This is a genomic window from Streptomyces sp. NBC_00536 (assembly GCF_036346295.1).
In the GTDB taxonomy this organism is placed as follows: Bacteria; Actinomycetota; Actinomycetes; order Streptomycetales; family Streptomycetaceae; genus Streptomyces.
Genome location: NZ_CP107819.1, coordinates 7,077,834 through 7,092,429, shown reverse-complemented (window position 1 = coordinate 7,092,429; position 14,596 = coordinate 7,077,834). Strand labels below are relative to the sequence as shown.

The following is a 14,596-nucleotide window of genomic DNA, read 5'->3' as shown; positions in this document are numbered from 1 at the left end:
CGAACGGGCGTTCCCACATGCCTACAGATCGGGTGCGGGAGTTGGCAAGGCGCGCCCCCGGGCAGCGAAGTTATTCGGCCACTTCTGCCTGCCCGGGCCTCCGACCTGCGGATCAGCCCCCGACGCCGCCGGGGGGCCGCACGGTGTCAGCGCTTACGGCGCTCCTCGGGGCCGGTCAGACCGGCCCGGCGCAGGGCGTCGGCCATCGCGCTGTTGGCGGGTGCCGGAGCGCCCTTGCCCGCGCCCTGGCCACCGCCGGAGCCGCCGGAACCGCCCCGGGCGCCGGACGCGCCGCGGGAGTCCCTGCCGCCGTTGCCGCCGTTCCCGCCCTTGGCCGCGTTGCCGCCGTTCCCGGCGGTACCGCCGTTGCCGCCGCCCGTGCCCCGGCCGCCCTGGCCGCCGCCGCGCTGCTGCGGCGGACGCCCGCCGGAGCCGCGTTCGCCGCGCTCCTGGCGGGGCCGCGGGGCGCCCGCCGCGCGGTCCGCCTCCGCCTCGTCCTCCAGCCGCAGCGTCAGCGAGATCCGCTTGCGCGGGATGTCCACGTCCATGACCTTCACCCGGACGATGTCGCCGGGCTTGACCACGTCGCGCGGGTCCTTGACGAAGGTCTTCGACAGCGCCGAGACGTGCGCCAGGCCGTCCTGGTGGACGCCGATGTCGATGAACGCGCCGAAGGCCGCCACATTGGTGACCACGCCCTCCAGGATCATCCCGGGGGCCAGGTCGCCGATCTTCTCCACGCCCTCCTTGAAGGTGGCCGTCTTGAAGGCGGGCCGCGGGTCGCGGCCCGGCTTCTCCAGCTCCCGCAGAATGTCCGAGACGGTCGGCAGGCCGAAGGCCTCCGTGACGAAGTTCTCCGGGCGCAGGGAGCGCAGTACGGCGGTGTTCCCGATCAGCGCGGCGACCTCGCCGCCCGCCGTCTTGCCCATGGCCCGGACCACCGGGTAGGCCTCGGGGTGGACGCTGGAGGAGTCCAGCGGGTCCTCCCCGTCGCGGATCCGCAGGAAGCCGGCGCACTGCTCGTACGCCTTGGGGCCGAGCCGGGCCACGTTCTTGAGCGCCTTGCGGCTGCGGAAGGGGCCGTTGGCGTCGCGGTGGGCGACGATGTTCTCGGCGAGGCCGCCGCTGATGCCCGAGACCCGCGAAAGCAGCGGCGCGGAGGCGGTGTTGACGTCCACGCCGACGCCGTTCACGCAGTCCTCGACGACCGCGTCCAGCGAGCGCGAGAGCTTCACCTCGGACAGGTCGTGCTGGTACTGGCCGACGCCGATCGACTTCGGGTCGATCTTGACGAGTTCGGCGAGCGGGTCCTGCAGGCGGCGGGCGATGGAGACGGCGCCGCGCAACGACACGTCCATGTCCGGGAGTTCCTGCGAGGCGAAGGCGGAGGCCGAGTACACGGAGGCGCCCGCCTCCGAGACCATCACCTTGGTGAGGTTCAGCTCGGGGTGGCGGGTGATGAGGTCCGCGGCGAGCTTGTCGGTCTCGCGCGAGGCGGTTCCGTTGCCGATGGCGACGAGGTCGACCGCGTGGTCCTTGGCGAGCCGGGCGAGCTTGGCGAGGGACTCGTCCCACTTGTTGGCGGGCACGTGCGGGTAGATCACGTCGGTGGCCACCACCTTGCCGGTGGCGTCCACGACGGCGACCTTCACGCCGGTGCGGAAGCCCGGGTCCAGGCCCAGGGTGGCGCGGGTGCCCGCGGGCGCGGCGAGCAGCAGGTCGCGCAGGTTGGAGGCGAAGACGCGGACCGCCTCGTCCTCGGCGGCCTGGCGCAGCCGGGTGCGCAGGTCGAGGCCCAGGTGCACCTGGATCTTCGTGCGCCAGGCCCAGCGGACGGTGTCGGCGAGCCACTTGTCCCCGGGGCGGCCGCGATCGGCGACCCCGAAGCGGCGGGCGACCATGCCCTCGTAGGTGGAGGGGCCGGGGGTCTCGCTGGGCTCCTCCGGCTCCAGGGTGAGGTCGAGCACGTCCTCCTTCTCGCCGCGCAGCATGGCCAGGACGCGGTGCGAGGGCAGCACGGTGAGCGGCTCGGCGAAGTCGAAGTAGTCGGCGAACTTGGCGCCCGCCTCCTCCTTGCCCTCGCGGACCTTCGCGGCCATCCGGCCCCGGGTCCACATCCGCTCGCGCAGCTCGCCGATCAGGTCGGCGTCCTCGGCGAACCGCTCGGTGAGGATCGCGCGGGCGCCTTCGAGGGCGGCGGCCGGGTCGACGACGCCCTTGTCGGCGTCGACGAACGCGGCCGCCGCGGCGGCCGGTTCCACCGAAGGGTCGGCGAGCAGGCCTTCGGCGAGCGGCGCGAGGCCCGCCTCGCGGGCGATCTGCGCCTTGGTGCGGCGCTTGGGCTTGAAGGGCAGGTAGATGTCCTCCAGCCGGGCCTTGGTGTCGGCCGCGTTGATCATGGCCGTCAGCGCGTCGTCGAGCTTGCCCTGCTCCCGTACGGACTCCAGGATCGCGGCGCGGCGGTCCTCCAGTTCGCGCAGGTACCGCAGCCGCTCCTCAAGGGTGCGCAGCTGGGCGTCGTCGAGCAGCTCGGTCGCTTCCTTGCGGTAGCGCGCGATGAACGGCACGGTGGAGCCGCCGTCGAGCAGCTCGACGGCGGCCTTGACCTGCCGCTCCCGTACGCCGAGTTCCTCGGCGATCCTGCCTTCGATGGACGTCGTCACGTTCCGGTCCCGCCTTCGTCTGCACTGCACTGGAAGCTGCCAATTGTGGCAGGTGGCGGTATCGGAGGCCGGGAACCCTGCCGATCGGTCCGGCGGGCCGGGCACCAGGCGGAGGTCAGCCCTTGCCGGTGAGGTCGGCGGGGAAGGCGCCGGCCGCGATCACCTTGCCGACGAACCCGCCGCCCAGCTCGTGCAGGCGGGCCACGCCGGCCGCGCCGAGGTGCTCGTACGGGGCCGCGTCGAGCCGGTCGGTGTCGGCCTCCAGCCGCTCGCGCAGCGCCGTACCGGCCTCGGTCAGTTCGTTCTCGGCGTCGAGCAGTCCGCGCCCGCGCAGCCGGTCGGCGGCGGCGGTCAGGTCGGCCGTGCTCCAGCCCCGGGTGGCCCGGAGCCACTTCGAGGTCATGCCGCGCCCGGTGGCGGTGTGGCTGACCAGGGCCTCGACGGGGTCGAGGCCGGCGATGAGGAGGGCGGCGAGGTGGCCGTCGCCGCGGTGTTCGCGCAGCAGGGTGGTGGCGTGCCACAGGCGCAGGTGCGGGGCCTCGGGGACGGGCAGGTCGGCGTGCGCGGAGTAGAGCGCGCGGCCGTGCCGGGTGCAGGCCTCGGTGGCGCGCATCGCGAGGTCGGCGGCCTCGGCCAGCTCCGGGGAGGCCAAGGTCTCGGCGCCGAGCAGCCGGGTGAGGGTCGCGTCGACGGCCCGGAGCCGGGCGGCGAGGATCTGCTCGGGGTCTGCCTTCTGCCAGACGGCGGGCAGGTACTGGGCGAGGTGGGCGTGGCTGTAGTTGTAGAAGGTGGCGGCGACCGCGCCGGGGCCGACGGCGCCCAGGGCGGCGCTGCGCGTGCTCAGGGCGGCGGCCGGGCCCTCGATGCCGAGAAGGGCGAGTTCCTTCGCCAGATCCGGCGAGAAGTAGATGGTGGCGTGCAGCGGATTGATGGCAGCGTGCCAACAGCGGCGGGCGGCGAGGGGCGGCAGCGTGGAGAGCGTCATGCCCAGCACCCTACCGACTGATTGGTATGTACAACAGGGTCGCCCTGGTACGTACAACAGGGTCGACGAGGGGCCGCCTCCCGGCCACAGCACCAGATCCAGCCGTTCTTCCGCGCACCTCCCGCCCCGCCCCACCTGGCCAGGGGCCGTCCGCATGCCGTGGTGTGACGTCCGAATGGCGATCGTGTGACAGCAGGGGCCATGGACATGACGTGGGGCGCAGGGGTGAATACGGTCGAACGCATCTGCCTCCCCAACCCCCTTGGAGTCCTTCGTGCGACGCAAAGTCATCGCCCCGAGCGTGCTCGCCGCTTCCCTGCTGCTGGTGATCCCGGCGTCGGCGGCGAGCGCCGGTCCGGGCGCCCCGGGTATCGGCGACCCCTACTACCCGGCCAGCGGCAACGGTGGATACGACGTCTTGCACTACGACTTGAGACTCCAGTACCAGCCCAAGACCGACCTGCTGGAGGGCACGGCCACCCTGCTGACCACCGCCAAGCAGGACCTCTCCCGCTTCAACCTGGACTTCGGCCTCCAGGTGAGCGAGATCCGGGTCAACGGGGTCAAGGCGAAGTTCGCCAAGTCCGGCACCCAGGAGCTGGAGGTGACCCCCGCGACCGCGCTGCAGAAGAACAAGCAGGCCACGGTGGTCGTCAAGTACGCGGGCAAGCCCTCGGAGTTCAAGGTGGACGGCTGGTCCGCCTGGCAGCGCACCCCGGACGGCGGGATCGCGGCCCAGGAGCCCGACTCGGCCGTCTGGTGGTTCCCGAGCAACGACCACCCGCTGGACAAGGCGACCTTCGACATCTCCGTCAACGTTCCGGACGGCACCCAGGCCATCAGCAACGGCGTGCTCCAGTCGCAGAGTTCGAAGCTGGGCTGGACCCGCTACAACTGGCGCTCCAACAAGCCGCAGGCCACCTACCTGGCCACCCTCGCCATCGGCAAGTTCGACATCACCACCGACAAGACCGCGAGCGGGCTGCCGGTCCTGAACGCCTACAGCGTGGACCTGGGCGACAACGCGGGCTCGGCGCGGGCGAGCGTCGAGCGCACCACCGAGGTCGCCGAGTGGCTGGAGGGGGTCTTCGGTCCGTACCCCTTCAACGCGCTGGGCGGCTACGTACCGAACGTGCCGACCGGCTTCGCGCTGGAGACCCAGACCCGCCCCTTCTACAGCCCGCGCCAGTTCGCGAACGGGGCCAACGTCCAGGTCGTCGTGCACGAGCTGGCCCACCAGTGGTACGGCGACAGCGTCTCGGTCGACGGCTGGAAGGACATCTGGCTCAACGAGGGCTTCGCCCGCTACAGCCAGTGGCTGTGGTCGGAGAAGGAGGGCGAGGGCACCGCCCAGGAGCTGGCCGACTGGACGTATGCGAACCGGCCCGCCGAGGACCCGTTCTGGCAGGTCAAGCCGGGTGACCCGGGCGCGGACAAGCAGTTCGACGCGGCCGTCTACGACCGCGGTGCGATCGCCGTCCAGGCACTGCGCAACGAGGTCGGCGACGAGACCTTCTTCAAGATCCTCAAGGGCTGGCCGACCGAGCGCGCCTACGGCAACGCCAAGGTGAACGACTTCGTCCGCTACGCCGAGCGGGTCTCCGGCAAGCCGCTGGCCGACCTCTTCGAGACCTGGCTGTACACCCCGGGCAAGCCCGCCTTCTCGGCCCCGCAGGCGAAGGCGACGGGTCGCTCGCTCGCGGCCCCGGCGCCCGCCGCGGCCCCGAAGGCGGAGCCGAAGTCGTGGAAGAAGATCGCCGCGACGAACAGCATCCACGAGGCCGAGCAGGGCCACGGCCACGGCCACTGAGCCCATCCGGACGGCCGGGTACGACCGTCCGCGCGCCGTCGCCCCTCAGCGGGCGGCGGCGCGCCACCGCGCCCGGGCCTCCCGCGCCACCGGCAGGTACCGCAGCCGCTCGGGCAGCAGCGGTACGACGACGCGCACGACGGCGCTGAAGCGGCGCAGCCTGCGCTCCTGGGCCGGGCTCCACTCCAGCCCGATGGCGGCCCGCGCCTCCGGCGGCATGTAGCCGACCGTGGCGAAGGCCCGGAAGCGCAGGAACAGGGTGCGCAGCAGCGGCCAGGCGAGCCGGGTGAGGATCCGCACCGGCAGCGGCCCGCCGGTGGGCCGGGGCAGCGGCACATCGGTGGCGATCAGTTCGCGGGCCACCGGGGTGGATTCGATCTCCTCGGCCAGCATCCGGTGGTAGTGCGGCCAGTACTCCTCGACCGTCTGCGGCATGTCCCGGTCGTGGATGCCGAGGATCCGGCCGACCTGGAGCCACTCGGTGTACAGGGCCCGCTCCTGGGCGGGGGTGAAGGCGCGGAAGAGGTAGCGGGCCGCGTGGAGGTAGACCGGGAATCCGGAGGCGTGCACCCAGGAGTAGCAGGCGGGGTCGAGGGCGTGGTAGCGCCGCCCGCGGGTGTCGGTGCCCTGGATGTTCTTGTGCAGCCGGCGCACCCGGCGCCCCTCCTCGGCGGCCTGCGCGCCGCCGTACACCCACAGTTGCACGGAGCGGATCGAGCGTTCGCCGCGTCCCCAGGGGTCGCTGCGGAAGACGGAGTACTGGTCGACGCCCGCGCCGATCGCCGGGTGGGCCACCTGCATGGTGAAGGCGGGCGGCAGCATGAGCAGCGCGCGGACGTCTCCGGCGATGGTCCACAGCACCCCGCCGGGCGGCGGCGGAGCGACGTGACCACTGGTGTCCAGGTGGCTTCCGGTGCTCTTGGTTCGCGTGGGGCTCATGGCACAAGTATGCGAGCGCGAGAAGTCCCTTCCCCCGTCGGAAAGTCTTGTCCTGGGTGTTACCCAGAGGTAACTGCAGATGATGTGATGGCGCAGCCGATCTTCCCCCCGCAGGAACGATGGAGTCCTCATGCTGCCCAGCACGAACCGCCGCACCCGTCGCACCCGTCGTCCCAAGGCCGCCTTCGCGGCCGTCGGCGCGCTCGCGGCCGCCGCGCTCACCGTCACCGCGGTCCCGGCCGCCTCGGCCGCGGAGTCCGGCGCCGCCTCGGCCCCCCGGCTCAACGTCCTGACCTACAACACGTTCCTGATGAGCACCAACCTCTACCCCAACTGGGGCCAGGACATCCGGTCCCGGGAGATCCCGAAGGCCTCCTTCTTCCAGGGGCACGACGTGGTCGTCCTCCAGGAGACCTTCGACAACACCGCCTCGGACGCGCTGAAGGCCAACGCGGCCGCGCAGTACCCCTACCAGACCCCGGTGGTCGGCCGTAGCAAGGACGGCTGGGACGCCACCAGCGGCGCCTACTCCTCCACCACCCCGGAGGACGGCGGCGTCACGGTCCTCAGCAAGTGGCCGGTGCTGCGCAAGGAGCAGTACATCTACAAGGACGCGTGCGGCGCGGACTGGTGGTCCAACAAGGGCTTCGCGTACGTCGTCCTGAACGTGAACGGCACCAAGGTGCACGTGGTGGGCACCCACGCGCAGTCCACCGACTCCGGGTGCAAGGCGGGCGAGGCGGCCCAGATGCGCAGCCGCCAGTTCAAGAACATCGACGCCTTCCTGGACGCCAAGAACATCCCGGCGGACGAACAGGTCATCGTCACGGGCGACATGAACGTCGACTCCCGCAGCCCGGAGTACGCCTCCATGCTCGCGGACGCGGACCTGGCCGGCGCCGACTCGCGCACGGGCCACCCGTACTCCTTCGACACGGCCACCAACTCTATAGCGAACTACCGCTACCCGACCGACCCGCGCGAGGACCTCGACTACGTCCTGTACCGCAAGGGCAACGCCCGCCCGGCGAACTGGAACAACAACGTGGTCAAGGAGCAGTCCGCGCCCTGGACCGTCTCCAGCTGGGGCACCTCCTACACCTACACCAACCTCTCCGACCACTACCCGCTGATCGGTTCGTAGGGCGCTCGCCCCGCCCGGCGGGCCCGTGTCCCAACGGACCCGGGCCCGCCGCCCGTTCAGGCCCGGCGCCCGCTCAGGCCTGCGGCTCGTACGGCTCGTACGGCTCTTCGTACAGCCCGTCGATCAGGGCGCCGTACTTCTCCCGGACGACCCGGCGGCGCAGTTTCAGCGTGGGGGTCAGCTCCCCGGATCCGGGGCCCCACTCCTCGGTGAGCAGCCGGTAACGCTTGATCTGCTCCGTGCGGTTGAGCCGGGCGTTGGCGGCCCCGACGGCGCGGGCGATCTCGGCGAGGACGGCCGGGTGCGCGGCGAGGCCCTCGGGGCCGGCCTCCTCGATGCCGTGCGCGGCCGCCCAGGCGGGGGCCAGTTCCGCGTCCAGGACCAGCAGGGCGACCAGGTAGGAGCGGCCGTCGCCGTGCACCAGGGCCTGGCCGATCAGCGGGTGCTCCTTGACGGTGTTCTCCACCAGGGCGGGCGAGACGTTCTTGCCGTTCGAGGTGATGATGAGTTCCTTCTTGCGGTCGGTGAGCCAGAGGAACCCGTCCTCGTCCATCCGGCCGATGTCGCCTGTCGGGAACCAGCCCTCGGCGTCGCCCGCGCTCTCCACCGTCCCGTCGGGCCGCAGGTAGCCGCCGAAGACGGTGGCGCCCCGGGTGAGGATCTCGCCGTCCTCGGCGAGCTTCAGTTCCAGGCCCTCGATGGGGCGGCCGACCGAGCCGAGCCGGAAGCCTTCGGCGCTGTTGAGGGTGCACACGCCGGAGGTCTCGGTGAGCCCCCAGGCGTCCATGATCGTGATGCCCCAGCCCGCCCAGAACCGGACCACGTCCAGCGGCATGGGCGCGGTGGCACTGGTGGCCCAGACGAGCCGGTCGAGTCCGGCGAGGACCAGCAGCGGGTCCAGCACCCGCTCCTTGGCCAGGGCGTACGCCGCCTCGACGGCGGGCGGGACCTCCTCGCCGCGCTCCCGGTGCCCGGCGCGGGTCCGCGCGGTGTCGTTGGCCGCCTCGATGGCGGCCCGCCGCTCTTCGGGCAGCCGGGCGAGCACGGCCCGTACGGACGCGGCGAGCTTCTCCCAGACCCGGGGCACCCCGAAGAACTGCACCGGGTGCAGCTCGCGGACGGTGGCCGCGACGGCGACGGGATCGGCGCACAGCCGCACGTGGGCGGCGCGCAGCAGCGGCAGGTAGATCCCGAGGACCCGCTCGGCGATGTGCGCGAAGGGCAGGTAGCAGATGTGCTCGGCGTGCTCGGGCAGCTCGGCGTGCCGGTGGTCCAGGCGGACGGACTGGAGCATGAGGTTGCGGTGGGTGAGCCGGACGCCCTTGGGGTCGCCGGTGGTCCCGGAGGTGTAGACGACGGTCAGCGGGTCCTCGGGCCGCAGCTCGCGCCAGCCCTTCTCGAAGGCCTCGGCGCGGAAGGTCCGGGCGCCGCTCGCGTACAGGGAGCCGTACGTGGCGTGCGCGCCCGCTTCGGCGGCCTCGGCCACCACGAGGCGCTCCAGAGGGACGTCCGGATCGGCCAGCAGGGGTTCCCAGCGGGCGAGTTCACGGGCCCCCTCGACGACGGCGACGCGGGCCCGGCTGTGCCGGGCGATGTGGGCTATCTGCTCGGGCGCGGAGGTCCCGTAGACGGTGACGGGGACGGCGCCGAGGTGGACGAGGGCGAGATCGCTGAGCCAGTGCTCGGGACGGTTGCCCATCATCATCAGGACGTGGTCGCCGCGCTCGACGCCGAGGGCCGCGTATCCGGCGGCGAGGACGCCCACCCGGCGGCGCGCCTCGGACCAGCTGAGGGTGGTCCAGCCGGGCCCCTCACGCCAGGAGAGGGCGGGGAGGCCGGCGTGGTCGGTGGCGTTGCGGGCGAGCAGGGCGGGCAGGGTGAGCTCGTCGGGTCGTGCGGGCAGTCGCAGTTTCGTGGTCATGGGCAGCTCCTGGCCGTTTCACATCGTTGGTGCGACAGCAATACTGTTGAACACGAACGGTGCCGAATTCGACACGTGCTGATCAGAGAGCGAGGCGGAGACCATGACCACCCAGGCGCCCGAGCCCACGCTCACCGTCGACGAACTGGCGTCCAGGGCGGGCGTGACCGTCCGCACCGTACGTTTCTACAGCACACGCGGCCTTTTGCCCCCTCCCGTGATCGGACCCCGGCGGGTCGGCCACTACGGGCCGGAACACCTCTCCCGGCTGGCCCTGATCGAGGAGTTGCAGCACCAGGGGATGACCCTGTCGGCGATCGAGCGCTACCTCGACGCACTGCCCGACGACCTGAGCGCGCACGATCTGGCGATCCACCGGGCGCTGGTGGCCACCTGGGCTCCGGACGCGGCGCTGGAGTCCTCGCGGGAGGAGCTGGAGAAGCGGGCGGGACGGGCCCTGTCGGATTCCGACGTCCGGCGGCTGACCGCCATGAACGTCCTGGCGCCGACCCCGGACGGGGGCGCCTTCCGGGTGGACGTGGGGCTGTTGCGGCTCGGGGTCGCGCTGCTCGACGTACCGATCGCGCACGAGACGATCCTGGCGGCGCGCGGCGTGCTGCTGGAGCACGCGCGGACGGCGGCGCACGAGCTGACCGCCCTGTTCCGGGACGAGGTGTGGGGGCCGTTCACGGAGGGCGAGAGCGACCCGGAGCGGGTGGAGGCGATGAAATCGCTGTCCGCGCACATGCAACCCATGGTGGTCCAGGCCCTGGTGACGGCGTTTCAGCGGTCTCTCAAGGAGGAACTGCGGGCGGCCTTCGTCGCCGAGGACCCGCGGGACTAGCTCGGGACCAGCGCGGGACCGGCACGGGGCGCGCGGCTCGCGATGCGGACGCGGGAGGCGAACCGGGCGCGGGGCGGGGTAGGTTCGCGGCCATGGCGATCATTTACGACACCACCATGAACCCCGGGAAACTGGATCTTCTCGCCGCCTGGCTGCCCGGGCGGCCCTGGTACGTCGCGACGGGGCAGGCTCCCGTGCCGGTCAAGGCGGGCGGTTTCCGGCTCGACGACCCGGAGGGCGAGGTGGGCATCGAGTTCATGGTGGTCACCGACACCTCGGGCGGGCGGCAGGTGGCCTACCACGTGCCGGTCACCTATCGCGGGGCGCCGCTCGAAGGCGCCGCGGCGGGCCTGATCGGCACGTCGGAGCACGGGGTGCTGGGGCGCCGCTGGGTCTACGACGCCGCGCACGACCCGGTCTTCGTCGACCGGCTGCTCGCGCTGTTCCGGGGCGACGCGAAGCCGCAGCACCAGAGCGCGAGCGACACGCCCGAGCCCGGCGTCGCCGTGCGGTACGAGGGCCCGCAGGTCGCGGGGGTCCCCGCGACGGAGCTGCCGGAGGTCACCGAGGACGCGCGGGGTACGGAGATCCTGCTTCCGGGCGGGGCCCGGCTCGGGCTGACGCGCACGCCGGCCGAGGCCGCCGACGCCCCGTCCGGGGTGCTCGCGCAGTGGATGACGCCGGACGGCGCCACGCACCGGGGGGTGTTCGCCTCGTTGTCCTTCGGGCCCCCGGCACGCGACGCCGACGCCGGCGCGTGAGCGTCGGTCGGTGAACGTCGGTCCGTGACCGTCAGTCGGTGAAGGTTTCGCCGCGCCCGGCCTTCTCCACAAGGAGGGCCGGCGGGGCGAACCGCTCGCCGTAGGCCGCGGCCAGCTCGTGCGCGCGGGCCACGAAGCCGGGCAGCCCGCCCTCGTAGCCGTTGATGTACTGGATCACGCCACCGGTCCAGGCCGGGAAGCCGATGCCCATGATGGAGCCGATGTTGGCGTCGGCGACCGAGGTCAGCACGCCCTCCTCGAAGAGCCGGACGGTGTCGATGGCCTCGGAGAAGAGCATCCGCTCCTTCATGTCGACGAAGGGGATCTCCGTGCCCGGCTTCGTGAAGTGCTCGCGCAGGCCCGGCCAGATCCCGGCGCGCTTGCCCGCCTCGTCGTAGTCGTAGAAGCCCGCGCCGCCGCTGCGGCCGGGGCGGCCGAACTCGTCCACCATCCGGTCGATGACGGTGTCCGCGGGGTGCGCCGCCCAGCCGCGCCCGGCCTCCTCGAAGGCCTTGCGGGTCTCGTTGCGGATCTTGCGGGGCAGGGTCAGGGTCAGCTCGTCCATCAGGGAGAGCACCTTGGCCGGGTAACCGGCCTGGGCGGCCGCCTGCTCGACGGAGGCGGGCTCGATGCCCTCGCCGACCATCGCGACGCCTTCGTTGATGAACTGGCCGATCACCCGCGAGGTGAAGAAGCCGCGCGAGTCGTTGACCACGATCGGGGTCTTGTTGATCTGGCGGACCAGGTCGAAGGCGCGGGCCAGCGCCTCGTCACCGGTGCGCTCGCCCTTGATGATCTCGACCAGCGGCATCTTGTCGACGGGCGAGAAGAAGTGCAGGCCGATGAAGTCGACGGGGCGCGAAACCCCTTCGGCCAGGCCGGTGATGGGCAGGGTGGAGGTGTTGGAGCAGAGCAGCGCGTCGGGCTCGATGACGTCCTGGATCTCCTGGAACACCTTGTGCTTGAGGGCGGTGTCCTCGAAGACGGCCTCGATGACGGCGTCACAGCCCGCCAGGTCGGCGGGGTCCGCGGTGGGGGTGATCCGGGCGAGCAGCCCGGCCCGCTTGGCCTCGGTGGTCCGGCCGCGGGACAGCGCCTTGTCGAGGATCTTCTCGGAGTAGGCCTTGCCCTTGGCTGCGGCCTCGGCGGTGACGTCCTTGAGGACGACCTCGATGCCCGCGCGGGCGCAGGAGTACGCGATGCCCGCGCCCATCATGCCCGCGCCGAGGACGGCGACCTTGCGTACCGGGCGGGGCGCGATGCCCTGGGGGCGGCTGGCGCCGGAGTTGACGGCCTGGAGGTCGAAGAAGAACGCCTGGATCATGTTCTTGGCGGTCTGCCCGGTGACCAGCTCGGTGAAGTAGCGGGCCTCGATGGTCAGCGCGGTCTCGAAGTCGACCTGGGACCCCTCGACGGCGCAGGCCAGGATGTTGCGGGGAGCCGGGTACGGGGCCCCGTTCAGCTGCTTCTTCAGGTTGGCCGGGAACGCCGGGAGGTTGGCGGCGAACCGGGGGTTGGACGGCGTACCGCCCGGGATGCGGTAGCCGGGGACGTCCCAGGGCTGCTGCGAGGCCGGGTTGGCGTCGATGAAGGCGTGCGCCTTGGCGAGCATCTCCTCGCGGGTGGCGGCCAGTTCGTGGACCAGGCCGTTGTCCAGGGCGCGCTGCGGGGTGTACTGGGTGCCCTGGAGCAGCACCTTGAGGAGGGCGTCGGCGATGCCCATGAGACGGACGGTGCGGGTGACGCCGCCGCCGGCCGGGAGCAGGCCGAGGGTGACCTCGGGCAGACCGATCTTGGAGCCGGGGGCGTCGAGGGCGACGCGGTGGTGGCAGGCGAGCGCGATCTCGTAACCGCCGCCGAGGGCTGCGCCGTTGATGGCGGCGACCACGGGCTTGCCGAGGGTCTCGATCCGGCGCAGGGAGGCCTTGATGGCGGTGCCGGTGTCGAAGGCGAGCCGGGCGTCCTCGGGGCGGAGCCGGATCATTTCCTTGAGGTCGCCGCCCGCGAAGAAGGTCTTCTTGGCGGAGGTGAAGACGATGCCCCGGATGGAGTCCTTCTCGGCCTCGGCGCGGTCGGCGATCGCCGCGATGGAGTCCTTGAAGGCCTGGTTCATCGTGTTGGCGGACTGGTTGGGGTCGTCGAGGACCAGGGTGACGACGCCGGTCTCGTCCTGTTCCCAGCGGATCGTGGTGGACTCGCTCATTATCGCTACTTCCGTCTTCCGTGTGAGAGAGGTTTTCCGGGGGACAGGGACGGTCAGAGGCGCTCGACGACGGTGGCGACGCCCATGCCGCCGCCGACGCAGAGGGTGACGAGCCCGTAGCGCTTGTCCTGGCGCTCCAGTTCGTCGATGACGGTGCCCAGGATCATCGCGCCGGTGGCACCGAGCGGGTGGCCCAGCGCGATGGCGCCGCCGTTGACGTTGACCTTGTCGAGGGAGACGCCCATGTCCTTGACGAAGCGCAGGACGACGCCCGCGAAGGCCTCGTTGATCTCGATGAGGTCGATGTCGTCGATGGTCAGGCCCGCCTTGGCGAGGGCCTTGCGGGTGGCCGGGGCGGGGCCGGTGAGCATGATGGTGGGCTCGGAGCCGGAGACGGCGGCCGAGACGATCCGGGCGCGCGGCGCGAGGCCGTTGCGCTCCCCCGCCTCGCGGGAGCCGATCGCGACGAGCGAGGCGCCGTCGACGATGCCGGAGGAGTTGCCCGCGTGGTGGACGTGGTCGATCTTCTCGACCCAGTGGTACTTCTGCAGCGCGACGGCGTCGAACCCGCCGAGGTCGCCGATGTCCGCGAAGGACGGCTTCAGCCGGGCCAGGGTGTCGGCGGTGGTGCCGGGGCGGACGAACTCGTCGTGGTCCAGGACGACCAGGCCGTTGCGGTCGGTGACCGGGACCACGGACTTCGCGAAGCGGCCGTCCTTGATGGCCGCGGCGGCGCGCTCCTGGGACAGGGCCGCGTATTCGTCGACGTCCCGCCGGGAGAAGCCCTCGATGGTGGCGATCAGGTCGGCGCCGATGCCCTGCGGGACGAAGTTGACGTCCCAGTTCGTCATCGGGTCGTTGAACCAGGCGCCGCCGTCCGAGGCCATCGGGACGCGGGACATGGACTCCACGCCGCCCGCGAGGACCAGGTCCTCCCAGCCGGAACGGACCTTGGCGGCGGCCATGTTGACGGCTTCCAGGCCGGAGGCACAGAAGCGGTTCTCCTGTACGCCGGCCACGGTGTCCGGCAGTCCGGCGGCGATCGCCGCGATCCGCGCGATGTCGGAGCCCTGGTCGCCGACGGGGCCCACGACGCCGAGCACGATGTCGTCGATGGTGGCCGGGTCCAGACCGGGGTTGCGCTCGCGCAGGGCGTGGATGAGGCCGACGACGAGGTCGATCGGCTTGGTGCCGTGCAGGGCCCCGTTGGCCTTGCCGCGGCCGCGCGGGGTGCGGATCGCGTCGTACACGTACGCTTCGGTGCTCACTGGTCAAGCCTTTCGAGGATGTGGGCCAGGGGGGGGAGGCAGGGGGCAGGGGGCTGGT

Annotated in this window: 10 protein-coding genes; 4 read left to right on the top strand and 6 right to left on the bottom strand. The window is 72.0% G+C overall.

The genetic code is table 11. From position 1 onward, the window contains the following. Nucleotides 1–146: 146 nt before the first annotated feature. Together OHS33_RS30315 and OHS33_RS30310 are read right to left on the bottom strand one after the other, a co-directional pair. Nucleotides 147–2,663, bottom strand: coding sequence for a Tex family protein (locus OHS33_RS30315; protein WP_330333592.1), 2,517 nt, complete (start codon nucleotides 2,661–2,663; stop codon nucleotides 147–149). Nucleotides 2,664–2,778: 115 nt separating this feature from the next. Beyond that, nucleotides 2,779–3,648 (bottom strand): SCO6745 family protein, encoded by an 870-nt coding sequence (locus OHS33_RS30310; RefSeq protein ID WP_330333591.1) that lies wholly within the window; start codon nucleotides 3,646–3,648, stop codon nucleotides 2,779–2,781. A gap of 274 nt (nucleotides 3,649–3,922) precedes the next feature. On the opposite strand from OHS33_RS30310, the gene OHS33_RS30305 reads away from it, so the two are divergent. After that, the gene (locus OHS33_RS30305) at nucleotides 3,923–5,458 is read left to right on the top strand and encodes a M1 family metallopeptidase (RefSeq protein WP_330333590.1); all 1,536 of its coding nucleotides are present in this window, start codon (nucleotides 3,923–3,925) and stop codon (nucleotides 5,456–5,458) included. 45 nt (nucleotides 5,459–5,503) lie between these two features. Here OHS33_RS30305 and OHS33_RS30300 read toward each other — a convergent pair whose 3' ends face one another. Continuing rightward, entirely contained in the window at nucleotides 5,504–6,397 is an 894-nt protein-coding gene (locus OHS33_RS30300; RefSeq protein ID WP_330333589.1) for an oxygenase MpaB family protein, read from the bottom strand. A gap of 130 nt (nucleotides 6,398–6,527) precedes the next feature. Between OHS33_RS30300 and sph the strand changes: the two genes are divergently transcribed. Continuing rightward, the gene (sph, locus tag OHS33_RS30295; protein ID WP_330333588.1) at nucleotides 6,528–7,541 is read left to right on the top strand and encodes a sphingomyelin phosphodiesterase; all 1,014 of its coding nucleotides are present in this window, start codon (nucleotides 6,528–6,530) and stop codon (nucleotides 7,539–7,541) included. A 73-nt stretch (nucleotides 7,542–7,614) separates the two neighbouring features. On the opposite strand, the gene OHS33_RS30290 is transcribed toward sph, so the two are convergent. Beyond that, nucleotides 7,615–9,462 carry an AMP-dependent synthetase/ligase gene (locus OHS33_RS30290; RefSeq protein ID WP_330333587.1) on the bottom strand — a complete coding sequence of 616 codons (1,848 nt, stop codon included), beginning with the start codon at nucleotides 9,460–9,462 and terminating at the stop codon, nucleotides 7,615–7,617. Nucleotides 9,463–9,565: 103 nt separating this feature from the next. Between OHS33_RS30290 and OHS33_RS30285 the strand changes: the two genes are divergently transcribed. Both OHS33_RS30285 and OHS33_RS30280 read left to right on the top strand, forming a co-directional pair. Next, the gene (locus tag OHS33_RS30285) at nucleotides 9,566–10,306 is read left to right on the top strand and encodes a MerR family transcriptional regulator (protein ID WP_330333586.1); all 741 of its coding nucleotides are present in this window, start codon (nucleotides 9,566–9,568) and stop codon (nucleotides 10,304–10,306) included. 92 nt (nucleotides 10,307–10,398) lie between these two features. Continuing rightward, nucleotides 10,399–11,067 (top strand): maltokinase N-terminal cap-like domain-containing protein, encoded by a 669-nt coding sequence (locus OHS33_RS30280; protein ID WP_330333585.1) that lies wholly within the window; start codon nucleotides 10,399–10,401, stop codon nucleotides 11,065–11,067. A 31-nt stretch (nucleotides 11,068–11,098) separates the two neighbouring features. Here the strand turns inward: OHS33_RS30280 and OHS33_RS30275 are convergent, their stop codons facing one another. Both OHS33_RS30275 and OHS33_RS30270 read right to left on the bottom strand, forming a co-directional pair. After that, entirely contained in the window at nucleotides 11,099–13,270 is a 2,172-nt protein-coding gene (locus OHS33_RS30275; RefSeq protein ID WP_330333584.1) for a 3-hydroxyacyl-CoA dehydrogenase NAD-binding domain-containing protein, read from the bottom strand. A gap of 53 nt (nucleotides 13,271–13,323) precedes the next feature. Then, entirely contained in the window at nucleotides 13,324–14,538 is a 1,215-nt protein-coding gene (locus tag OHS33_RS30270; RefSeq protein WP_330333583.1) for an acetyl-CoA C-acetyltransferase, read from the bottom strand. Between the last annotated feature and the right edge of the window lie 58 nt (nucleotides 14,539–14,596).